Annotated in this window: 16 protein-coding genes; 5 read left to right on the top strand and 11 right to left on the bottom strand. The window is 51.4% G+C overall.

What is annotated here, in order from left to right; all coding sequences use genetic code 11:
- Positions 1 to 203: 203 nt before the first annotated feature.
- Together ABXT50_RS00560 and ABXT50_RS00555 are read right to left on the bottom strand one after the other, a co-directional pair.
- Complete coding sequence (locus ABXT50_RS00560) at positions 204 to 1589, bottom strand: PTS galactitol transporter subunit IIC (protein WP_415274252.1); 1386 nt, start codon at positions 1587 to 1589, stop codon at positions 204 to 206.
- Positions 1590 to 1625: 36 nt separating this feature from the next.
- Positions 1626 to 1901, bottom strand: a complete 276-nt coding sequence (locus tag ABXT50_RS00555) for a PTS sugar transporter subunit IIB (RefSeq protein ID WP_415274251.1) — start codon at positions 1899 to 1901, stop codon at positions 1626 to 1628.
- A 132-nt stretch (positions 1902 to 2033) separates the two neighbouring features.
- Between ABXT50_RS00555 and ABXT50_RS00550 the strand changes: the two genes are divergently transcribed.
- The gene (locus tag ABXT50_RS00550) at positions 2034 to 2486 is read left to right on the top strand and encodes a PTS sugar transporter subunit IIA (protein ID WP_415274250.1); all 453 of its coding nucleotides are present in this window, start codon (positions 2034 to 2036) and stop codon (positions 2484 to 2486) included.
- Positions 2487 to 2609: 123 nt separating this feature from the next.
- Here ABXT50_RS00550 and ABXT50_RS00545 read toward each other — a convergent pair whose 3' ends face one another.
- The 4 genes from ABXT50_RS00545 to ABXT50_RS00530 are packed head-to-tail and all read right to left on the bottom strand — an operon-like array spanning position 2610 to position 6683.
- Positions 2610 to 3560: a sugar-binding transcriptional regulator gene (locus tag ABXT50_RS00545; RefSeq protein WP_415274249.1), complete on the bottom strand. Its 951-nt coding sequence runs from the start codon at positions 3558 to 3560 to the stop codon at positions 2610 to 2612.
- Positions 3553 to 4683 (bottom strand): biotin/lipoyl-containing protein, encoded by a 1131-nt coding sequence (locus ABXT50_RS00540; RefSeq protein WP_415274248.1) that lies wholly within the window; start codon positions 4681 to 4683, stop codon positions 3553 to 3555. Before ABXT50_RS00540 ends, ABXT50_RS00545 begins: the two co-directional genes overlap by 8 nt.
- On the bottom strand, positions 4683 to 5672 hold the full coding sequence (locus ABXT50_RS00535; protein ID WP_415274247.1) for an alpha-ketoacid dehydrogenase subunit beta: 990 nt from the start codon (positions 5670 to 5672) through the stop codon (positions 4683 to 4685). Before ABXT50_RS00535 ends, ABXT50_RS00540 begins: the two co-directional genes overlap by 1 nt.
- Positions 5673 to 6683: a thiamine pyrophosphate-dependent dehydrogenase E1 component subunit alpha gene (locus tag ABXT50_RS00530; RefSeq protein ID WP_415274246.1), complete on the bottom strand. Its 1011-nt coding sequence runs from the start codon at positions 6681 to 6683 to the stop codon at positions 5673 to 5675.
- A 142-nt stretch (positions 6684 to 6825) separates the two neighbouring features.
- Here ABXT50_RS00530 and ABXT50_RS00525 point away from each other — a divergent pair, with 142 nt between their 5' ends.
- Together ABXT50_RS00525 and ABXT50_RS00520 are read left to right on the top strand one after the other, a co-directional pair.
- A complete protein-coding gene (locus ABXT50_RS00525; protein ID WP_415274245.1) occupies positions 6826 to 7668 on the top strand; it encodes a UbiA family prenyltransferase in 843 nt (280 codons plus the stop codon).
- An 11-nt stretch (positions 7669 to 7679) separates the two neighbouring features.
- Complete coding sequence (locus tag ABXT50_RS00520) at positions 7680 to 9095, top strand: phytoene desaturase family protein (protein WP_415274244.1); 1416 nt, start codon at positions 7680 to 7682, stop codon at positions 9093 to 9095.
- A gap of 5 nt (positions 9096 to 9100) precedes the next feature.
- On the opposite strand, the gene ABXT50_RS00515 is transcribed toward ABXT50_RS00520, so the two are convergent.
- Together ABXT50_RS00515 and ABXT50_RS00510 are read right to left on the bottom strand one after the other, a co-directional pair.
- A complete protein-coding gene (locus ABXT50_RS00515) occupies positions 9101 to 9658 on the bottom strand; it encodes a hypothetical protein (RefSeq protein WP_415274243.1) in 558 nt (185 codons plus the stop codon).
- On the bottom strand, positions 9655 to 9960 hold the full coding sequence (locus ABXT50_RS00510) for a hypothetical protein (protein WP_415274242.1): 306 nt from the start codon (positions 9958 to 9960) through the stop codon (positions 9655 to 9657). Before ABXT50_RS00510 ends, ABXT50_RS00515 begins: the two co-directional genes overlap by 4 nt.
- A 204-nt stretch (positions 9961 to 10164) precedes the next feature.
- Here ABXT50_RS00510 and ABXT50_RS00505 point away from each other — a divergent pair, with 204 nt between their 5' ends.
- The gene (locus tag ABXT50_RS00505; RefSeq protein WP_415274241.1) at positions 10165 to 10884 is read left to right on the top strand and encodes a LuxR C-terminal-related transcriptional regulator; all 720 of its coding nucleotides are present in this window, start codon (positions 10165 to 10167) and stop codon (positions 10882 to 10884) included.
- Positions 10885 to 11101: 217 nt separating this feature from the next.
- Here the strand turns inward: ABXT50_RS00505 and ABXT50_RS00500 are convergent, their stop codons facing one another.
- Entirely contained in the window at positions 11102 to 14371 is a 3270-nt protein-coding gene (locus ABXT50_RS00500; protein WP_415274240.1) for a beta strand repeat-containing protein, read from the bottom strand.
- Between the two features lie 516 nt (positions 14372 to 14887).
- Between ABXT50_RS00500 and ABXT50_RS00495 the strand changes: the two genes are divergently transcribed.
- Positions 14888 to 15595 (top strand): LuxR C-terminal-related transcriptional regulator, encoded by a 708-nt coding sequence (locus tag ABXT50_RS00495; RefSeq protein WP_415274239.1) that lies wholly within the window; start codon positions 14888 to 14890, stop codon positions 15593 to 15595.
- A gap of 142 nt (positions 15596 to 15737) precedes the next feature.
- Here the strand turns inward: ABXT50_RS00495 and ABXT50_RS00490 are convergent, their stop codons facing one another.
- Both ABXT50_RS00490 and ABXT50_RS00485 read right to left on the bottom strand, forming a co-directional pair.
- Positions 15738 to 17540 (bottom strand): fibronectin type III domain-containing protein, encoded by a 1803-nt coding sequence (locus ABXT50_RS00490; protein WP_415274238.1) that lies wholly within the window; start codon positions 17538 to 17540, stop codon positions 15738 to 15740.
- Positions 17537 to 23590, bottom strand: a complete 6054-nt coding sequence (locus tag ABXT50_RS00485; RefSeq protein ID WP_415274237.1) for a hypothetical protein — start codon at positions 23588 to 23590, stop codon at positions 17537 to 17539. The genes ABXT50_RS00490 and ABXT50_RS00485 overlap by 4 nt, the downstream gene beginning before the upstream one ends.
- Positions 23591 to 23870 lie beyond the last annotated feature (280 nt).

The raw sequence follows: 23870 nt of genomic DNA, 5'->3' as shown, positions 1-23870 counted from the left end.
GTCCACTTGCGCTAGGTCGCCTGGCTGTGGAGAACTAGCTCCCACCTGAGACGTGCTCGAACTTAGTTCCGATTTGCATTAAACCCTTCTGATTGCCGAAGGGTTTTGAGGCGAAGGACGGTCTTTCATTGGCCTCGTAGTCGGAGTCCCGTTAAATTACTAAAGAGGCCCCCGCAAAAGGGACCTCTTTAGCAATTTGCTTTTTAGGCAGCTACCTTGGCCTTGTCGGCCACCCTAGCCTTGCCTCTGATTCTGACCCACACAGCGAATGCGAGAGAGGCTACTGCGAGTCCTGCGATACCGAGCCATCCCATGTTTCCAAACAAGTAGAACATGCCTGTCATGGGGTTTGCGCCGTCAACAAGAGATGAAATCAATCCACCGGTCTCGTTTTGGAAGCCCGCGTTTTCAGCAACCTTGGTGATGGATGGAGCAAGAGCTGTAGCGATGAACAGTCCGGCGCCAATCACGATTGCTCCACCAACGACCGAACGCACGATATTTCCGCGGAAGATTGGAACCATCAGTGCGACGATGAACGGTATGGTCGCGAGGTCAACCAGTGGGAGCACTCGGTTGCCCAACGGTGCCAAAGCGATTGCCGTTAATAAGGTGACTGGCACGAGTATCAACGATGTTGCTATAACGGCAGGCTGACCAATCACGATTGCGGAATCTAGGCCTATATAGAACTCTCGTCCAGGAAGTCGCTTTGTCACGAATGCACGAGCAGCATCGGAGATTGGAATAAGGCCTTCCATAAGAATGGCGACCATTCTAGGTAGCAGCACCATTACTGCGGCCAAATTGATACCTAGACCCAGGATCGCAATGATGTCTGCACGAGGCTCGTCTAGTCCGTATCCTGCAAGACCAAGCAACAATCCAATTCCAAATCCGAGGATCATTGATTCGCCGAATATGCCGAATCGCTTTTGGATTGAATCTGGGTCTGCCTTTAGCTTATTAAAACCAGGGATCCGATCAAACACCCAGTTAAGAGGAGCCGCAATGAGCGCGTACGCCGCCGAAGTTCCGTGCGGGAATGAGATGTCTGGGTAGTCGTAGTGCGCCTGAATTTTTGGTGCTGCCCAGTCGGCAAGAGCCAAAGTCAAGAGCATCGCAATACATGCAACTGCAATGCCCATGAGGAAGTTCCCCGTGGTAGCTGCAACTAGACCACCGATGAAGGCGAAGTGCCAGTAGTTCCAAAGGTCGATGTTTAGGGTCTTAGTCAACCCAGCAGCTAATAAGAGTACGTTCAGCAGTAGCAAAACCGGAATGGCAACTGCGCCAACTTGTGAACCGAATGCGATTGCAGCGCTAGCTGGCCACCCAACATCCACAATATCCAGGTTTACATTAAACCTTGCTGCTAAGCCTTGAGCCGCCGGACCAACTTGTCCGAAAAGCAGGCCAACGATTAGACCGATACCTATGAATCCAATACCGATCATTACACCAGCACGAAATGCCTTGGGAAACTTTTGTCCAAGGGCCACGCCGAACAAGGTGATGAGGATCGGCAGGGCTATAGATGCCCCTAGATCCAGGAATATTTGACTAATTTGTTCTAATGCTTCATTCAATTCAACCCTCCAGGTTTCTTGATTTGGCTTAACTGCTTATTTCAGTGCGTCCACGATGCCCTCAAGGGTTTGCTCAACACCTATACCGGTGAGAAACGGAAGTCCTTGAATTACCGGGATTTCTATTGATTTAGGGATTGGCGTCGTAGCCACAATGAGGTCGTAGCCCTCCACGCCTCTAACTAAATCCATGACTTTGCCCTGAGTTACTGAAATCGGAATGCCCTGCGATGCGCAGTGCTCCTGAATTTTTACGGCCACCACGGTCGAGGTGGCAACTCCCGTGCCGCAAATAACAAGAATCTTTTTCATACTCACAACCTCTTGACTGATTTCAGCGTTGAAATCTTGGAGTCAAATTAGCACGGCACAAAGTTATTAATCCAAACCGAATCTGCACATTTGTGACTTCTTTAAGGTCGTGATTCTTGTTAAGGTTTTGTCATGTCCTTTAACGCTCAGCTGATCCCGAACTTCTTTTCGTCACGCATGCAAGTAAGTACTTTAGAAGATGCCCTTAAGGGTGTCGCAAACACTGCGAAGAGCCTCGACCTCGTGCACAACAGCTGGCTTGAAGCAGTCATAGGTCGAGAAAAAGACTTCCCAACTGGGTTGCCAATGGTTATTCCGGTTGCCATTCCACACACCGAATCCGTGCACGTAAAGGCGGATGGCTTTGGCTTTTTTAAGCTTGAAAGTCCGGTGGATTGGGGTGAAATGGGGTCCGTCGATGGCACGGTTTCGATTAGCATGATGTTTCCTTTGCTGATTACAAACCCTAAGAACCAAGTAGATCTGCTCATGTCAGTGATAGACAAGATTCAGGCGTCGGGCTTTCTAGAGTCGCTCATGGAGGCCAAAACGGACAAGGCCATTATGGAGATTCTGGGCCGCTAGTCGCAGTCGCCTACTGCTACCGGGATTCAATTTGTTTTGAGCAGTGTGAGGGAGTTTCGGGCAGCTATTGATCAAGGCCATAATCACGAATTTGCGAGCACTTTCTAACAGGCAATTTAGCCCTCAGTGAGCTTCTATGCCCAGGATCCGCTTTGCGCAGTCTTGGCTTGTTACCAGCTCTGTGATCAATTGACCTCGGAGTGCCGCCAAGACCCCAGGCGCCTTATCTGCACCGTGGGCAACCCCAACTACATTCCGAATCTTACGCAAATCCTCCAAGTCAATTCCGATAGTTCTCTCATCTAGCTGGCTGTCAATCGCCCTGCCGTTCGTATCGAAAAATCTCCCACCCAGATCGCCCTCGAACTTAGACCAAAAATCTCGATGATGTAACTGAGTCATTCCAGCCGCTTCCAAGACATAATTTGCGCTGGAGGACTCCTTCGAACCAACCCCTACGAAAGCAACGTCAGCGCTTTTTGCGGCCTCTATGACGCGACTGATGCTCGGCTCCTGAATTAGTGCCGTCTTCACTTCGGGCGATTGCACGATGGTGGGCGCGTGTAGCACTTGGAAATCGGCACTCAACTTTTCCGCCAGCGACCGAATCAGGGTTTCCCCATTTAGGCTATTCGGAGCTCCAGTCATTCCCCCCATCAAAGGGATGAAAGTTACGTCTGGCCTTTGGTGTCTCTCCACGGCGGCGACCATTGCCTCCATAGACCGACCCCAAGATATCGCCACCTTGGCTCGGGGCTTAAGGTGAGTTAGGAAGTGAGTTGCGGCCAGTTCACCAATCAGTCCGACGTCACCGGTCCCCTCAGGTACGCTTGCCACCGCGGCAGCTCTGAGGCCGAATCGGGCGACAAGCATTTCCTCAAGTTCCGTGTCGCGCTTGGCCGCTTCCGCGACTCTAATTTCCACGATGCCTTTTTTCTTTGCGACTGTGAGAATGCGGGAGATGTTCGACCGGCTAGTCAGAAGCGCCCTTGCGATCTGGTCTTGAGACATCTCTTGCTCGTAGTACATGCGAGCGACCTTAACGATCTCGGCGCGATCTCTAGCACTAGCCATCCAACACCTCGTTCAAAAACTTCTCAAATAGACCGAGCGCTCTGGCTCCATCGCCCGGATCAACAATTCTGTGATCCAGCACAATTGTGACATCAATTGTGACTGCTTGTTCCTGTTCCAGTGCTTTACCTAAATTTAGGCCGCTGGTTTGCGAGCCAAACAACAATGTATTCGCCTGCAAAACATCGAACTCGGATAAGTCAGTAACTGAGGTTGTCGCCCCAGATAGGTTCTCCAACGAAATTTTGTTTGTACTTGCAGCAGCCAAAATGCTCCCAACAGTAATTGCAAAGTCTCCGGCCAAAGAAATAACTGGTGACACAAAGCCAAGGCTTGTCTCCACGAGATATGCAGCCCTGACTTCTGAGTTAGAAACAAAGCTGCCGTCAACAAAGCGAGTGTTTAGTTTCGGACTGGCGGCAATAGTTTTTTGCCAAGCTTGAAGTAGCAAGCTCGCTCTTGTTTCAAAATCTTTGGGCAGCGGTTTTGAAATTGAAACCTTTTTGCTCAAACTGAACTGCGGTATTTCAAGAGAGGTCGCGACAACCTTGGCAATCAACGCCCTCGCCTTCAGCTCTCTATTCGGCTCTATAGCTTGAGCCGAACCCCTAGACACAGCCAAATCGGACTGTTTGATTACTCCGCTGGGGCTTGCAGCCTGCACGTTAGCTAGATCAATACCTTGATCTCTTGCTTGCCTGCGAGCGCCGGGCATAGCCAAAATCGGCTTTGCAGGCTCTGGTACCGCCGGCACTTCACTGATAACTGATTCTTCAACCGGCGCCTGACTGGAAGCTGCAACCGTGGAAACTTCAGTTGCAGCTGGGGCTGGCTCTACCGCTTCTGGAGCCGACCCAAACAATCCCGCTAGTAAGTCTTCGCCTTGGGTTTCCAACATAAACATTGGAGCTCCAACCTCAAGCACATCACCTGGTTTAGCCAAAACCTCTAGTACCTTGCCGGCGTGGTCTGACTCAACCTCCATGTCGGTCTTATCGGTTCCAACCACTGCCACGAGCTGACCTGATGTGATTTCATCACCGACCGCGATAAGGATCTCCACTACCTCGCCCTCGGTCATAGTCATTGACATCTTGGGCATCACTATCGCGGTGCTGGCCATTAGCTACCCCTGTGCACTTCTAGAGCATTGGCAATGATGTCATCCAACTGAGGAACAACACTCTTTTCAAGCTGCGGAGCATATGGGATAGGAACGTCCATTCCGCACAACCTTCGAACCGGCTCAGTCAGTGAGAATAGCGCCGGTCCTTCAGAAATTTGAGCTGCAACCTCGGCCATAAACCCTCCGTGCTTCGGAGCCTCTTGAACGAGCATGACCTTGCCAGTCTTTAGAATCGAATCGTTTATCGGGCCCATGTCAAAAGGCGACAATGATCGAATGTCGATTACCTCTATTTCAACACCGGAATCCTTGAGAGACTCAGCCGCTTCAAGGCACCGAGAAACCATCACTCCGCTTGCCACGACCGTCAGGTCATTGCCGCTTAGGACCAGGTTGCTTGTCCCTAGGGGAATCCGGTACTGCTCCTCTGGAACATGGCCAGAGGTTTTATACAAAAGCTTGTGCTCTAGGAAAATAACTGGGTTTGGGTCATCTAGGGCTGCAAGCAATAGACCCTTGGCCTCGTAGGGGCTTGATGGCATAACTACCTTTAGCCCCGGCACGTGAGCAAACCAGGCCTCTAGGCTCTGAGAGTGCTGCGCAGCAGCACCAGTCCCTGAACCGGAAGGCGCTCGAAGCACCAACGGCACCGAAAGCTCGCCACCGAGCATGAAGTGAATCTTGGCGGCCTGGTTAACAATTTGGTCCATGGCCTGAGCTGTGAAGTCCGAGAACTGAATCTCAACAATAGGCTTCATGCCAACAAGGGCAGCACCGACCGCAGCACCGACTATGCCGAGCTCTGAAATTGGAGTGTCTAGGATTCGATCTTTTCCGAACCGATGGTAAAGATCCCCTGAAACACCAAAGGCGCCCCCGTAGATGCCGATGTCCTCGCCGAGCATGAAAACGTTCTCGTCAGTCTCCATGGCCTGCCCAATCGCCTCACGAATTGCTTCGGCGTAGGTAAGTATGCGTTCGGTCATTTATTCTGCCTCCCTGTAAACGCTGCTGAGTAACTCTGCAGGATCAGAATCTGGGGCTTCGGACGCCTCGGTGATTGCGCTGCGGACTGAGTTACGGGCCTTTTCAGTGATTGCATCGATTTGCTCCTGAGTCAAAGTCCCCTGCTCCAGAATCTTTTGCTCAAAACGGCCGATCGGATCCTTGGCCTTCCAGGCCTCGATTTCTTCCTTGGTGCGGTAGAGATTCTTGTCGCTCTTGGAGTGTCCTTTGTGACGGTAAGTCATGCACTCAATCAAAGTGGGACCCTCGCCCGCTCTGGCTCTTTCAACCGCAGTCTTGGTGGCTTCGAATACGGCATCGACGTCATTTCCGTCAACCGTTACTCCAGGAAAGCCATAGCTACCGGCGCGCTCAGAAATCTGGTCAATCCTCATGCTGAATTCTGTCGAGCCACTCATACCGTACTTATTGTTTTCGCAAACAAAAACAACCGGCAAATCCCATATGGCCGCCAAGTTCATAGCCTCGTGGAATGCACCCTCATTGGTTGCCCCATCACCAAAGAAACTCACAACGACGTTGTCTTTGCCCTTCATCTTTTGGGCTAGTGCTGCCCCAGCGGCAATTGGGATTCCGCCGGCGACAATTCCATTGGCACCCAGGTTGCCAGTTTCAACATCGGCAATGTGCATTGAGCCACCGCGACCGCGACAGTAGCCGGTCTGCTTAGCTAATAGCTCCGCCATCATTCTGGTCAGGTCGGCACCCTTTGCAATGCAGTGACCGTGACCGCGGTGAGTGGAGGTAATAAAGTCAGTCCTTCGAAGCGCTGCGCATACCCCGGTTGCGACTGCCTCTTGGCCAATCGACAGGTGCATGGTTCCATGCATAAGTCCGCGAGCAAACAGGCCGTCCACGGCTTCTTCAAAATACCTAATAGACAAAAGCGACTCGAGGGCGGCGCTTGCACTGGCCGCATTCTCGCTGATTGATCCAGTATCAGTCGCCAGTAGTGGGTTGATGCTTGTCATTTATGCCTCACGATTGTGAACAGGATTGAACATTGGTGACAAGTATGGCAATTTACGCCCCTAAAGTGCGGTTTTCTTGCGGCACATTCGTGATAATGCTTCACCTCAAACTAAACTGCCGCTTCCCGTCTAGGCTTTTCTAATGTTGAAGCGGCTAATTGAGATTTCTCGTCCGGTTCTATGGGTGAATACCATAGGAACCTCCGTCACTGGAATGTGGTTGGCGGGCTTTTTGTGGACCTGGGACATCGTCCCAATCTTGATTTGGGTCACCTTCCCGATGAACATCCTGATCTATGGAATCAACGACATCTTTGACCAGGAAACCGACAACATAAACGCCCGTAAAGGCGGTTATGAAGGCGCTCACATTTTCCCGAATGAAGTCAAACCGATCTGGATAGCGGTACTTGTCACCAATGTTCCATTTCTTGTCTACTTCGCACTAACCCTGCCGCTGGCAGCAACCCTATGGATGCTTGCCTATGCGCTGTTCTTCACTTTCTACTCAGCTCCTCCTCTTAGGTTCAAGGCCAGGAAGTATCTAGATGCGCTTTCAAACACCGACTACGCCTTCCCGCTGGCCTTTGTTCCGCTAGCCCTTGGAGTAACACCGGTGTGGTTGGCGGTTACCGGTTTGATGGCTTGGTCAATTGCCAAGCATGCCTATGATGCAATTCAGGACATCCCCCAAGACTCTGACACCGGCATCATTACCACTGCCGTCCAACTCGGCCCAAAAAACACAGCCATTTGGGCGACCTTTTGGTGGGGAATTTCCACGGTGCTATTTGCACTTGTTAACATTCCAGTTGCAATTGTGAATGCTGCAATCGCGGGCCTGTTGGTTTACGGCATTTTCAAGACTCCAACGCCTGAAAAAGCGCACGATCTTTATAAGTACTCCATTGCCTTTCCTTACATTGCGGGAGCCGTTGCCGGAGTTCAGTTGGTAACCGGTCTGGTATTAGGTATCTACCCGTAAAGAAGGAAACCATGAGCAAAGTAATCGTTCTAGGAGCAGGGCTCTCCGGCCTTGCAAGTGCCGCCCTTTTAGCGCGCGCTGGCCACGAAGTTACCGTTCTTGAGCGCCACGACTGGCTAGGTGGCAAATCAAGAAGAGTCACCGTCGCCGGCCAAATCATGGACACCGGCCCAGCTCTTGTAACCTTCACCGGAGTCTGGGACAAACTTTTAGAAAGCTATGACTCACTCGGCGAGAAGCAATCAAAAACCGCTCGCGAGATTGCAGACCTAGAGTTTGTAAAACTCAATGAACTTGGCAGGTATTACTACAAAGATGAAATAACTGACCTGCCAGTAAAGCCCGATCACAAGTGGTTCGAGCCTTGGCAGCGCTTTGAAAAAGAACATGCTCCGCTAACCGAGCCAATAACGCAACTACTAACTAAGCTTCCGATGGACCCCAAAGCGCTGCCGTCGCTTGCCAAGATCCAAAGACGATATGGAATCAGGCTCACCACAAGCTGGTACCTAAATGCTCTCAAGTGGCTACCTCAAGACCTCAAAGACATCATCGCCATCCACACCCTGAATGCTGGCATCGCTCCTTCTAAAACCCTCGCGCTTTACGCATCTATGACCGCGGTAATGGCAACCGATGGCATTCGAGTTCCAGTAGGTGGAGTAAACGAGATTGCCCAATCGCTCGGCAAGTTGGCGACAGCGGCCGGAGTGACAATCAACTTCAACGAGGAAATAACCAGCATCAAGAAACGGAGTGTCGAAACCAAAAACGGCTTTTTTACGGCCGACTACATAGTTTCGTCCTTGGACCCGCAAGTATTCAAGTCGCTGATGACAGGGAAGCCGGCGCTCCCCGCACGAATGCGGTCCTGCTCTGGAATAGCGATCTACGGAGTTTTGGCAAAGCCGCTACCCAAAAACACGGTCACCCACTCGGTTGTTATGCCGGATGACCCGAATGATCTTTATAAAAAGCTTGAAGGTAACCGACTACCAAACCAAACCATGGCCTTTGTGAACTACTACAAAGCCCGAGAGATCTACCCGAATAACAAACCAACGGTTGCAGTTCTCCTAACGGCGCCAGCTGATGGCGGGAATTACGACATTCAACACCCTTGGGTGAGGCAGGAGATTACCCGAATCTCCAACAAGCTCGGCCTCAAACAACCCATCACCGAGTTATTTGAGGATCACATTGTTCTAGACCCTGCATACTTCGGCAGCTGGGGGGCACCTGGCGGAGCTCTCTACGGAGCGACGAAACCAGTGTGGCAATCGGGTCCATTTCACAACCCGCAATATATGAACCCTCTCAGGCCTTGGCTTTACCGAGTGGGAGCTTCTGTGCACCCAGGCGGAGGAATACCGGCTGTATTGGGTGGTGCTATGAATTCAATAGCGCCGCTCCTAAAAAAGAACTAGGTCTGTTACTGCTCAGCATTCAGAGCTTGTTCCAGTAGCTCCAAGGTTGGAAGATCCGGCTCATACCTAAACACTCCAGTCCAAGAACCATTCACCGCTTCACCGGAGACGATAATGCCGTTTTCAATAAACACCGTGAAGTCGCCGTAGCCATCGTTTGTCAGCGTGAGTTGGTTGTCGCCTTCGACAATCACAGTTGCATCATCCTTGAGCATCATCCAAGCACTGTAAACGGTGAAGAGCTCTGGCTGCTCAATAGGGATAACATCTTCAAGCTCTATGTTGTAAAGCGCCGCTACAAACTCAGCGCCTGGCTGATAAGTCAGGATATAGGTATCACCTGAGGAAGTAACCTCCTCGGTCATGCCTTGAAACAGCCAGAGCTGATAGCTGGCCTCAACGGCATCTAAAACACTCACCTCAACAGCTGTCTCTGGCGCTGTGGCGGAGGTGGGGGTTTCACTTGAAGTGCTTGTAGCCACCTCTCCCGGAGCACAGCCAGCCAGGCCAGCAACCAAAGAGAAAGCTGCGACTACAACAAGGGGCACAAGAGTTTTCTTCACCCCTCAAGGCTAGCCGAAGATAAAGATAACCAGTCCTTGGTCACCTCAACCACATCACCAAAAACACCCGTTTCCTTGACCGTTATGGTCCAGCCGTCACTGGTTACGGATTCGCCCAGCTTTAGCGATGCGTCCATGGTCCAACTGAGGCCAAGATTCACTCTCTTTGGAGCAATGACATGAACGTTAATTTCGGTGTCTGGTTGGTACAACTTTGCGCTGGTATCCACTCGATAGTCGTAAGCGCCCGCAAATTTTACCAAGCAGTGCGTCATAGGCCTGGCGCCTTCGTGATTCAACAACGATGACCACCTGGTGAGAAATAGATATCGTGCGACCTTTTTGGTGATCCCCCGTCCATGCGGCTGGGGGTGGCAACGAAAATTATTGAAGGGACGTCCGGGATGTCCGGACAGTATCTTTTTTGTCTGGGCAGGTGCTAGGGTTGCTAGAACTCATTTATGGTGGGCAATAATGTACGTACATACATTTAGCTAAGGAGAACAGTGATAGCTCTAGCGGACCATGAAGCATCAAGCTCCGAGGTAATGCACGACCTGACTGTGCTTCTAGTTGATTCCAAGACACCATATAGTTACGTTCGTTCGTGTGCGACGCACTCGTTATTCGGTAAGTACGCCCTGGGTGCTGAGCTGTTTGTCATAAACCCTGATGCGTCTCTGACTTCACTGGCCGCATTTGGGCGTTCACTCTACGTTTCTGAACAGAGACTTTCACTCTGGGACCAAAACCCCATTTCCGAGGCCGCAAGAACCGGTTTGCCCACTAATGGGACGGAGCTGATTGAAGAAACGGGGTTAGAGGTTTATTTTTACTGCTACCCGTTCTCATCTTCGGCTCACACAATCGGGGTTATGGTCATGATCAAGTCCTCACCCTATGAAGTAACACTGGGAAAACAGGACCAACGAACCGCTTCAATGTTCGGCGGCCTATGGCTTGAGTGCATGGGGACCGCGAGCCAAAATACTCTCGCCACGGATTCCCATGGCGACCTGGAAGAGCTAACTAGCCGACAGCAAGTAGTGCTCGAAATGATTGCGAACGGAAACACCAACGGCACGATAGCCGAGTCCCTAGAGCTCTCAGAGTCAACCATTCGTCAAGAGACCATCAAGATCTACCGAAAGCTTGCAGTCCCAAACAGAACTGAGGCGACTAAAAAGGCAGTCCTTCTAGGACTCCTCAACACAATGGGAAGCTAAGCACTAAAACCAAAACAATTACCCGCCAGCAAACCACAAGAAACGCCGTTGGTCTTCTAACCCCCGAAAGGTGAAGGCTTGAGCGAATTGGGTTTGGCTCTCTGCCGTGCTCACTTTTCCAAATAACAGCAACATCACTCACATAAACCAATTAAATGACTAACCCCAGGCCCGAAGGCCTGGGGTTAGTGGTTATTGAACTACTAAGTAGTAAGAACTACTTGGTGGTTACGTTGAATGTGCTGATCATTACACCATCAATGTAGATGGTTGCAACGATGTCGTAGCCAGCTCCGGTGAAGCGAACTACACGCTCGAAGTCAGAGGCTAGTGAGGCAACCACTATCCACTTACCAGCAACGATTGCGCTCATCTTCTTGCCTTCATAGCCCTTTGCATAAAGTGCTACGTAGCCCTTGAATGAACCAGCGTTTACCTTTGTCTCTGAAGCCACATCGCCAGAGGCGGTGATCACAGTTGTCGAGGTAGTAACTAGGTCCTTGGCGTCGAGGTAGTCAGCATCCTTGTTCTGGTCATAGGACACGGTTACAGAAACTGTTCCGGTGTCGTTTGAACCTAGTAGAACGCTGAACATTAGCTCACCATTGGCGTCGGTCGCGGTTGGCAAGTTGCCAAACACAATTCCGGCACCAGTGTAGGCAACCTTGACAGCAGCAAGAGCAACACCGTTACCGTATGCGTCTGAAAGCTTTGCCTTTACCTGGAAGGTAGAAGCAGGCTGTACAGCAGCAGGAGTAGTAACTGTAAGAACAGTTCCCTCTCCAACGCCGATTCCGGTGAAGGATACCTTGGTGGTGGAGCTCACGCCGTTAGCGGTCACAGTGATTACTGAATCTGTCTGAGCAGATGTCGAGTACAGGTTCACTGCAAACTCACCGTTCGTGTCAGAAACCAATGTGATTGATCCGCGCTTGTCAACAGCACCGTTTGAGAACAGGATGTTGGCAGGGCCCGAAACGGTCACAACCGAGAAGCCAACCGAACTACCAGAAGTGGTGTTGGTTACCTTACCTGAAACAAGGTTGCTGTTTACGTAAAGAGGTGCAGCAGCGAAAGCGATACGGGTATCGCGCTCAACCAGCGCAACCTTAGCAACTGCATCCGAAAGATCTGCGGTTGAAGAGGCGTACAAGGTTGAAGCATCTGCCGCTAAGTTAACCTTCGACTTAGCGTTAGTTGCAGTTGTTAGGTCAACGATGGTGGTTGTGTTAGCAAACACTCCAGTTGAGCCCTTCTTCTGCAATGTGATTCTGGACACGAAGGAAGTAGTTACCTGACTGTCAGTCACCTTTACAGTTGCCTTGCCGTTCACTAGGGAAACGAATCCCGCAGTGACGCCAGAGCCGCTCACAGCTAGACGGTAGTCTGCATCCGCAGCCGCAGTGAAGAACTGGTCAGCAACAAGCAAGTTGAGGTCATAGCTTGCGCCGACCGCTACAGTGCGAGTTCCAGTTGTTAGAGCCGCGCTGTCAGACACGTTCATGTCAAATAGCGTTAGCGCTGCAGTGTCCCATTCAAGAGTGAATGTTGTCTGCGCACCGGCGTTACCTTCTGGAGTAACTGTGATGGTGACCGTCTTGCCGTCGGTACCAGTTGTGTCGGTAACAGTGAATGTGACCTGTCCGTTTGCGTCAGTCACCAAGGCTGGCTTCGCTGCAGAAGATGCAAGTCCGTTTACCTTGATAGTTGTGTTCGCTCCTACTGCTGTGGTGTATGCAACAGAACGTCCGGCGCCAACTGAAACTCCATCTTTATCAACAACAGTCGCAGTTACCGTGGCAGAAAGAGTTCCTGCTTTGATTTTTGCGTCTGTGGCGTTGTTAACCGAGTTGTTTATACTTGCGCCCTGAAGTGACTCAGAAGCGACAGTTGTAATTACAGTGTCGGCTGCTAGAAGAGCAAGCGTTCCAAACTTGGACGCTGTTCCAACAGTTGCGTACTTGTTCGCAGTTTGCTCGAAGGCAAGAGTTGCAGAGTAGTCACCAGCGAACACGGATGTGATCGAGGAGTAAGTAACCGTGTAGGCCGTAGCGGTCTGTAGGTCCGTGTCGGACTCCGCTGCAGTTGGCTTCACAGTTGCAGTCAATGTGTATGTAAAGGTATTAGTACCTGTCACAGTCACAGCGACGGCAGTTGCCTGTACAGCCGAATCCACGTCATCAGCAGCATCTACTGCCAAGGTGATCTTGTCACCTGTTCTTAGGTGGTGGGCAGCAGTTGTGGTGACAGAAACAACGCCAGTTGTTGCAACAGAAACAGCCGTTAGATCATCAGTTCCGGGAGCAGCAGCATCGGCACCGTCAGTTCCGGCAATCGGAGTAACAGGCAACTGGAAGTTCCAGTCGTTCATGCCAGCAGTGGCAGTCAAGTCGATGGCTGCAATGTCGGTGGTTGCATTTACCCAGCCAGTTAGGTTCGTTACATCAGCCAAAGAAACGCTGACTTCCCATGTTCCGGCGTCCGCATCCTGGGTACTGATGTCGGCCTTAACAATTGGAGTCTGGTTCGAACCCTGACGGGTAAACACAGCTGCTAGCAAATCGTCGTCAGCGACCTGAACACCGTTAATTACTGGGGTGGTCGAAATCGTCGCAGTTAGAGATGCATCCAGTGTGTTAGGTGGGGTCAAAGCGATTGATCCATCTAGGTCCGCTAGAGCAACAAATGTGATCTCACGAGCTGGTGAAACGTAGTCCAGTGAGTCAATCTTGTCGTTTTCCACGTAGTCAACGAAGGCCTGAACAGTAACGCTCTTTGTTGTTGTGTTTGGGGACAGAAGCTTTAGGTCTGCGTTTGCAGCGTCGTCATCACCAGTGTCTACAACGAATGAGTTGTTAGATCCACGAAGGTTTGACAGCTGGTTGACTGTAACGGTTGTTTTCACTTCTTCGTTCTGATCAACCGCGAAGGTTGCGCCGGCGCCGCTGATATCGATTTCGGTCTTGAAGGTAATATCGTTACCGTCAACAGTGGCATAGTAAGGAGTGTCGGCGGAAGCAACAGTGGCGCCGGTAGCGCCTGCTCCACCGTCCTCCTCGCCTATAAGGGCACCATCTAGGAAGATGTAGCCACCAGTGCCCAGCTCAGTTGCTAGATCAGCGGCCGTAATGGTAACCGTGTTAGCAGTTTTGTCGATAACCATGGTGTCGGCTTCCGTGAAATCTTCATCAAGATTAACGAAAGCGCTGGTTCCGTCAGCAGCAGGTACGAATTCTGCCTCTGGGTCCGTTACGAGGAACTTCAGTTCCTTGCCGGTGAACTTAGCGGACGCACCCTGTGTTGCTCGGATGCTGAATGTGTTACCAGTATCCGCGATTACTGCATATGCGCTCTGGACACCGCTGGACGGAGCCAGGGTTACGAATCCTTCAATTGCTGCGTTAGCCGGAGCTGCTGCAAACATGGAGGAAACGAGAGCGACACCTGCACCAAACGCCAGACCCTTTTGGGTTGTGTTCTTAGACATGTATGTCTCTTTCTTTCTTGGTTTGCCTATAACCAGTTGGTTACAGGCTGTAAGAGAGTGTTACCACCAACCAAGCAGGAGATAGCAAACCCTTACGTAGATAGGTAACCAGTGGGTAGGTGGTTTGGTTACTATCGCGGGCCGAGGTATGAACGAACATCCTGAATGTCTGTGCGTACAACTAAAAACCTGATTTCTGCCAATACGGTGACTTCGATTTGTGGACAGTGCCGTCCAGTTGCTAACTGGCCTTCAGGAAGCCCCCACGCTGCTGTCCCTACTTCGGGGGAGGCGTCAAATCAGGATCAACCGATGTCTGATCAGTCTTCGCCCCTGGGCGGCCTATAGGCACTGCGATTACGGGCGCACGGCCCCGACTTGGGACTTGGACGACGCCGCCCGGCGAAAGACGATCAATGAATTGTCCGAACAAGCGTTTCGATTGTCCGAACATGTATCCGCTATGGTTCTAGGAGGTTGAAGAACTCGGGTGTACCGAACAGATCGGAAAAGCTTTTGGACGTCACTACAGAAATAGCTCAGACAGTTCGAATGATTGGGCTTATCGCCTCAAGTTCTTCTGGCAACGAATTGTGCCGCCGGATGGCAACGGATGAGCTCTTTGGCATCGGCACATTGGGGGTTCAGGTGTATGCCCTGACTAATACCGGTCGCTGGCAACCACTCGGCTCCTATGGCAAGAACTCGTTTGAAAGCCAAACCCTCTCGCAGCTTGATGACAACCTCTTGACTGAGGCCGCAAGGACGAGAGAGCTGTCTTTCGGAACTGCCATGTTAGACGACCAAGAAGTTGATGTGATTGGTTGCGTCTACCTTCGAAACGAACTGCCGGTAGGTGGGGTAATTAGATTCTCACTGAAAGACTCCTACATTTTTACCCCGGATAACGGAACCTTGAAGGCCATCCAGGCTGCGGGCGGTTTGTTCCTGGACTCCATTGGCTACAAAACGGTAGCCAATAGTCAAGATTCCAAAAAGGCCTCTCCCGAGGACATGACACAGCGTCAAATGTTAATCCTGACCGAGATGGCTCTGGGAAAGACCAACCTGGTAATTGCCAACAAAATGATTCTTAGCGAGTCGACAATTAAGCAGGAGTCAGTAAAAATCTTTAGAGCCCTCGGTGTTAGCACCAGGCAACAAGCCGTCTTAAAGGCTGTGACCCTTGGGCTGTTGCCTGAAGGAGTTGAGATTTATTTCTAGACAGTCCCTTCAAGAGCGCCACATGGACTGTAGAGCCATTGAGCACAAACGTTACTGAGAAACGCGTATCCCCAGCTGTCGCGACGACTAACACTGGGCGCAATAGGAATCTGTGCGATGCTCACTGGTGCTGGCACAGTAACTACTTAGTGAGGATTGGGATGGTAGAAAGTAGCTTTCTATCGATGTAAACACGCACCGCTATCTTGTAACCAACGCCCGTATACTCGACAATTCGTACAAAGTCGGACTTCAGTGCTGGCACAATTACCCAATCTTTCCCAACCTTGGCTGAAAAACGCTTGCCCTTGTGACCCTTGGCATAAAGCGCAATGTAACCCTTAAAGCTCCCAGCATTGACTTTGGCGCCCGCAGACGTTGAGGGAGTTCCTGTAACAGGGTCCCCACCCGACCCAGGAGCAGTTGGGTTGCTGCCACCGATAGACCCCGATGAACCTGGACCGACAGATCCAGAGGAGCCTGGACCGACAGCGCTAGAAGTTGAAGCGATTTGGAAGGTGTGGGTAATAGATTGGGCTGGGCTGTAGGCAACGTTTCCTGGCTGTGCTGCAGTGACGCTGCAACTACCGATAGCCGAGAACGACACCACAGAGCCCGAAATCGAACAACTCCCGATCACTGTGAACCTAACCGATAACCCCGAAGAGCTTCCAGCAGAAACTGCGATAGGGCCAGGCAGAGCTTGGCTAGCTACCGGAGAAAAGGTGATGCTCTGCGCTGCCTTCACTGTGATTGTCTTGGAGCCAGTACCTGCGGCAAAGGACGCGGTTGCAGCAGCAGCAGCAGCAACATTGCAAGTGCCGGCTGAAACTGCAAAAACCTTGCCCGCTGAATATGTGCAAGCGCCGGCTGGAGAAGCACTGACGGTAATTGTGACTGCTCCGCCTGAAGGGGCAGAGGCCTTCAAAATTACATTGGTACCTATGTCCATCGAAGCCAAGTCTGCGGGACTAAAAGTTGGTGTGTTATCGGAGGCGCCCGAAGAAATGATCTTGGAAGTTGATGCGATTGAGCGTGCGCTGGTTCCTTGAGCGTTTGTGGCCGTCACTTTTAACGTGTAAGTACCAGAAGCCACGTTGGATAGCGTCAGTGAAGTGGAGGTGGCTGGGCTTGGCACCGCAGGTGTTCCAACATCCGTTCCCGAAGAGTTGATTAGGAAGACCGAGTAGGAAGTAATTGCACTGCCATTTGTTGCGGGTGCCAACCAGTTAACAGGGATGGAGCTACCCTCCACAGTGGCTGTTGGCGCAGCCGGCGCAGTTGGCGCAGTCGCAAAAGTGATCGCATCAAAGTCATCGCTTGCCGCCTCACCGAGTGAGTTCACTGCAACGATGCTAAAGGTATAGTTTTGGCCAGCTGTGAAGCTCGAACTGCTGTACGCAACGCTTGCAGATGACACGTCGACGCTGAATGAACCGCCGTCGGAGATCACGTACTTGATTATTGCGGAGCCCCCGTTACTGGGGGCCGTCCAGCCAAGAGTAATTTGTCCTGAACTGAGCGAGAGAGTCAGTGAACCTGGAGTGAAGGGAACAGTCTCCGCAATAATTGTGGCGTTAGGCGCCGCCGAGGGGGTTTCAGATCCGTCAGCTGCGATTGAAGTCACGACCACCGAGTAGGTGATGCCTCCGGTTAGCCCCGCAAGCGAAGATGAGCAGCTGCCGCCGGCGCATACTGCAACAGAACCGGACTGGCTAGTTTGGCCATTAGCGGTTGCGGTTACCGAATAAGTTGCTGCTCCTAATGCCTGGGTCCAAGTCACAGATGCTGTTCCTGCCGATGTTGCAGCACCGTCTTGAGTCGTGCTCAGTACGCTTACGTTTGTCGGTGCTGACGGAGCCGCGATTGCGGGGCTTGCCACATTAGCCACCAGCAACATTCCAGCTAGGGCAGCAAGAAACCTGAAACTGCCTACTATTCTCACTTGGCCACCAACGTGATGTTTACGGCTTTCGGGGTGGTGGTGGTGTCTGCTGTTCGGAGGTCTGAAGCACTGACGGAGTAAGGCGTCAGGTATGAAGCCAAAGGCGTAACAATGGCCGGAGGGTTCACATAGAACACTTTGATCTTCCAGTCAAAACTAGAGTCAAGCTGCAAGGCATAGTCACCCGTTGCGCTAGTGACAGCTTCCGCGGTTTCTCCGCTTGCAACACCGTCACTGGTATTGAAAGCCTCGGCAAACACGATTGCCCCAGATACCCCGGCAGATCCAGAAGAATTTAGTATCCGTCCTGCAACATTGCCGGCACTTAGCTGCAGAGTTATTGCTTTGGAGACTACTTCCCCAGACTGACCCCCGCACTTAGCTGCAACCTTCGAAACAACCCCGAGGCCGTCAACTGCGAACACGCAAGTTGTCCTAGACCCTTCAGACAAATGACCTGGATACAAGGTCAGCCTGAAGGTCTTGCCAGATTCAAGGTTCAATGATGCAACTCCAGACCTATCGGTCCCGTATCCGTTTTGCCAAGAAACGTAGGAGTAGCTAGTTGGATCTACCTCCTCGACCTGAATGAAGGCCCACTTAGCTGCCGAGATTCCATCTGCGTCCTTGACGGTTATCTTCAAGTTCGGAGTGCCGAGTTCAAAATTAGTGCCAGTTAGCTCTGCGTAAGTGAGGTTGTTTACCGTTGTTCTAGAAAAAGTGCTCCTAGAGATCCAAGGCGCCTCAATTTCGATGCTGAATCTTGCACCTTCGTTCAAAAGATAAGTATCGTCTATATTGAAGCGAGCCTTTCCATTAGCATCCGTCGCACCAGAACTTAGCCACCGCTTCCAACCACTTTCCTCATAGAACAAATTCACCCATGTGTTTTTGATCGGGGTAGGGCTGTCTCCCGGGGACAGCACGGTTACTGTCGTGTTTGGTCCCAGAGCCGTGATGTTTCCAAGGTCTACGCCACCGGGAAGGTAGTCTTGACCGATTACTAGATCCGCGAGCTGTGCACAAATTGGTTTGCTGTCGCCAGAAGAACATCCCCATCGAACTGCATCTATACCGCTTTGTTGGTTCGGGTCAACCCAAATTTGGATGTCCTGCGCACCACTAAGACTAGGATTTCGCAGGGCAATTTCGGCGGAGTCGATCAGCAGTGAGATGTTGCCGTCCTCTCCGGAGAAGGCATTTGACCACCAATTTCCAACTGAAATACTCACGTTGGTGTACTTCAGTGGGTTGCCATTAGTGTCTAACAGCTTGAACTTCACATTCGGCTCGCGCAATCGCAACATTATTTGGCCGCCAACTACGCAGTCGCCGGTTACTAGTTCGCTCGCCACAGAAACTTGGCACTGCGCAGAATCAGAAAGAGTTCGCTCATCCCATGGTGCTCGAGCCTTGAGGTAGTAGGTTCCATCAGGCAGGGTCATGCCAAAGGCACCATTCTTGTTGGTGCTGATGCCGTACTCCCAAAGTTCCCAGCGGGTAGAGAAATCAATCGGTACTACATAACTGTTCTGAACCTTCGTCGAGCTCTCCCCTGGTCGATAAACATTTCCTCGAAGGTTCGGGGCTGCCAAGGTGAGTGGGAACACTCCGGCTTCTGCTGTCACCGACCGAGTTGCACCCACGTCCTCGTGCATCTCGATCTCCCCAGCAGAATTTATCCTGGCGTAGTAGATGTTTCTGGACAATAGGCCAGTGTTTTGGTAGCTAGGGTTCACAGTGAAACGGTATGTGTGAGAACCAGAGGCTGGCACCGGCAGCCTCAAGGATGCCTGACCTTGGTAGTCCGAACTGGAACCTCTCGACCATTCGTCCGTTGTCTCGTTGTAAACATCAACGTAAGAGTCTCGAACAGGGTCACCTAGCGCAGATCCATCGGTCCCCGGTTCGTAAATCTTCACCCTTAGATTTGGTGTGTCGAGACCGATGGTCGCTGCGAATTGTCCGCCAACTGTTGACGCTGCAACCTGCGCCTGAGTGAAGATTTTGGTAGTTGAAGTGTAAGCACTTGTCGGTCCGGATGAGTTGACATAGATTTCAACTCTCATGTCCGCCGCTAGGGTTTCTAGGTTCAAACTAACTACACCATTGGCATCCGCTGAGCCTCCTCCCAACCAACCAATGTCATCGTTCATAACGTTCACCCAGACATAGGGCGCGCCATTTGAGCCAGCCGTAATTGTGAAGATGGTGTTCGGCAGCGCCGGTGACAATTGAATCCCGGTTCCTGACCCGATAACCGCACCGCTCGAAAAGGCTCCAAGAACTCCCTCGATTTCTGCTTCGCCCTCGTAGCGCGCTTCAGCAAATTCAGGGTTTTGATTGGCACGGATTGTAAGCACTGAAGTGTCGTTGAAGTCATCGAATGATGGCCACTTCGATAGCGCCCATTGACCGGCGTTATTGGACTGTGTGCAACGACTGGAGTCGTTGCCCTCGTTATTCTGCCAAAGGCAAATCGAGGCATTTGCTAGCTTTTTAGAGGTATCATTTGGCGCAACAACCTCACCAGTCCAGGTTGGGTCACTCAATTGAAGAGATATTCCAGAACTGACTGCTACTCCGCCAATACTCGCTATTCCTTCAGCATCAACGATAAGCCCAGTGATCTCTGCGCTGTCTCCGTACGCAGTCGACTGGTAAGGAGCTCTCGCGAACAACGAGTACTCGCCCTCTGGCAAAGCCAAGGCCCATCTGCCCTCTCGGTCAGTCCACTTGGAGTATTCCCATAGCTCTTGCCCAGTAAGGGCGTCAACAGGAAGTATTTGGCTGTCTGAGATCGGGGTTGTGCCGTCAACACCGTAGACAACGCCAGTCAAGGCTGGCGCCCTCAGCACAAGGCCATTGAAAGTTCCGGAATAGTCTGCAAGCTCAGCTTCGGTTACCGTGAATTCAGCTGAGAGAGTGGTCGCATAATCTTGGCTTCCCCAGGGCTCAAATCGAAGCCTGAAGGTTCCGGCACGATCAATAGTTAGACCGAAGCCACCGTCAGGACGCACATTGGCATTCATGTCGGTCCACTCCCAGTAATCCATCTCCGGGACATACCTCTGGACTTGGACGTTTACCCAGAGCCGTTGTCCAAGATCAATACGGTCTCCCACCGAATCATTTAGCCAGCCGGTTAGGTTCGGTGAACCCAATTCAAGAGCAAACACCCCATCGACCGCGGTCGCTGAGTTCAAAGTTAGGACAAGAGTCCCTCCGACATCAGCCACCGTGCCCGTGTATGTCGTTGAGACCGCATCGCTGTTATAAGGCGGGTGAACTCTGAATTCATAAGATCCGGCACCTTCCTCAGTAAAGCTCGCAAGACCATTTTGATCAGTGCTGATCCAATCTAACCACTGGCCATCTTTTCGGATTTCAATGCCGATGTACCTAATTGGCACTGCAGAGCCAGGCTCATAGACCTTGAAGGTTGCGGTTGGTGCGGAGAATCTCAGGTCAGGGAAGCTGGCAACGGTTCCTGAGAGATTCTCGTTCGTTGCCTCAAATGGGGCGCCAAAGGTTTTGCCAGCTCCCTCTATGCTGTAAGGCTCTAGGATCATCCTGTAGAGACCGGTTTCGTTCAAGTTGAGCCCGAAGTTTCCCTTATTGTCTAGGTCTGCATAATTGTTGGTCCAGGTCCAAAGATTTGCTGCATCATCGTACTTTTGAACTCCAACATTGGCCCACGCTCCGCTGGAAAAATCGAGAGTAGCTCCCGAGGGAGACTTGAGTTTGCCGGTGACATTCGGCCTATCTAATTCAAGGACGAACACTCCGTCGCCTGAGGGCGTCACGCCGGGAATTGTTATTGAGAAACCGCCTACTCCCGAATCGCTCACTGTGAGCGTGTAAGTCGTGGATGCCATCTCCGAAGGTGATGCAAGATGGGGCTTTTCTACTCTTAGTTCGTAAGTTCCAGCGCTAGATATGTAGGCTCCAGCTACGGTGCCAGTGTCGGTATAGAGGCCGTAGCTCGATCCGGCCCCGCTTAGTTGACTTCCGATATTTCTCAAGGGATCGGTCTTGCCCGGGGCAGTTACGGAGAACTTGAAGTTTTTCAGCGGGAGATCAATCACGCCCAAGTTCTGGACCACTTCAGGGTTTGATACATTCACACTCCCAAGAGTGAGGCCACCGAAGTCCGACCCACCTTGCGGTTGGTCAATTGTAACTTTGTACAATCCAACCTCAGAAACGTAGAAACCCACTCTTCCATCAGGCTTCACTTGCGTCCACTGCCGAAATTGCTCGTCTGATGAAAAGTCAACAATCGCATTTTCCAGTCTCGCCCCCAGGCCAAATTGACTGAGGTCTACAGGGGAGCCGTTGGCATGGACTGTTGCGATAAGGTTTGCTCTGTGAGGCTGAAGTTGGAAGAAACCACCCGTCGAAAGAGTCTCCACAAGAGTTTGGGAGTCCTTGATGCTGGCGACTTCTCCGCCAACCATCTCTATGGAATATTCTCGGTCGACAACCAGTAAATCCGACGATGTGCTAACTCTCAAATTGTATTTACCATCAGGCAGCCTGAGTCCCACGACTCCGGAGTACGTGTCATTATTCGCCGAAAAGTTTCTATTTTCAACCTCAGTGCCGTAGGCGAAGACAGAAAAGTTATCGAAAAAGTTTCCAGGCTCGTAAGGATTTACAAGCTTAATATTTACATTCGCAAGTTGATATTGAAGCCTGTAATTTCCATTACCGTCCAATGGAGGGACAGTTTCTCCCGACGAGTCTCGAAGAGTGGTGGATCCAGAATCCACCACCAGTTCATACTCTTCTCCGGCAAGCAGGTTCTCGTCCGGATAGGTACTGAGTTGATAGACACCATCTTCTAGGGAGTAGCTCGCGAGACTGTTGGCCGAATAACCGGGGCCCCAATAACCAGACTGGCCGGACTCTGTGTTTTGAAAAAGCTGAATGCTTCCACCCTGCTTAAGTCCTGCATTTCCAGTTTCGATAGAGACCCTGAAGTTTGGAACTGGAGGTACGACCTCGTATTTAAAAGTACCCGGATCGGTAAACGGCCCTGCTTCAGAAAGTGAGTAGTCACCATTCGCATTTATGTAGAACGGCTGGCCGGTAAATGTGGGAACCGAATTTGAACCTGAAATCTCGAACTGCGGCCAGTATTTCCCTGCCAAAGGGCTCTCGATAAGCGCCGCAAAACTTCCGTTGCTAGCGATTTGTGAATTCCTTTGCCAACCGTCGAAGTCGACCTGGCCGTTAGCAAGGGATTTGCGAATAGTTATCGTTCCACTAACGCCGTCTGATAATGAAAGTGGTGCTCTGGATGCGTCTAACAACTGCCCCCGGAAATTTGCCGCGGTCAAAGTGAGAGAGATGACCGAGGTGCCGTCTATCAACTCCGGAAGGATGGCGTTAGCAAAGGTGTCGTCTGAATAGGCCGTGTGGCTGTACGAAGGGCTGGCCCCCGACAAGCGCAATCCGAATTCTGAAAAGAAAACTCCCTGTTGGCCTTCAGGATTGATTGAAATCAAATAGTCCTGCCCAGAACTTAGGCCCGTTGACAAATCAAGGCCGAATGGACCTGCCCGAAGAATTGGCGCATAGGAGGGGTTGAATCCCGTGTCCCCCGTCGCAGGATAACTAATCCAAGAGAACCCACTAACTTCGTCCCCCGACTCATCTACGGCCCTAAAAACCGTATTTGCTGCAACTAGCTGAATAGCAATTGATTGAGCTGAGTCGGTGAACCGCACATAGCCGTAGAGGTTAGCGTGGGAGTAATCCCCCACTGGAGGAAGAATCGCATACCCCTCGAAATACCGACCGTTGTCTGGATCGTAATTGATTTGCGCTACACCATCGGCGCCGGCCGTCTCGGGTTCAGTTGGGGCTATTCTTCCGGTGCTTGGATCCCACTCAAGAAGTGCTATTTCTGCACCCTCGTAGGGGGCACCATCACTGTCAGTGATGGTGAACGTCTTAGCGGAGGTCTCGGCCACTGCAACTGGCAAGCCAAACCCCAAAACGCTAAACACCAGAGTCAAAAGTAGCGCTATAGCTTTCTTCAACGTTCCCCCCCAGGAAATTTGTACCAGCAATTAATTAGCATAAATTTATAGATACATTTGTCTTTCGACAATGCCGACACAAGAAATACCTAAGGGGCACCTGTCCCCACTTACGGGGTTCGAATTCAAAGCGGTTCCCAGAATTTGAAACGGACTTACGAAGAGTAAGCCTCACGGAAGTAAATCAATCATCGCTATGCGTTGGTTCCTTCTGCCGCCGCGTAGTAACCAAAACGGTTCTTTAAAAGACGTCACTCAACAAAAAATCGACATGGATTCC

It is taken from the genome of Aquiluna sp. Uisw_065, assembly GCF_047731275.1.
Classification (GTDB): domain Bacteria; phylum Actinomycetota; class Actinomycetes; order Actinomycetales; family Microbacteriaceae; genus Aquiluna.
This window is presented reverse-complemented; position numbering and strand designations above follow the sequence as displayed.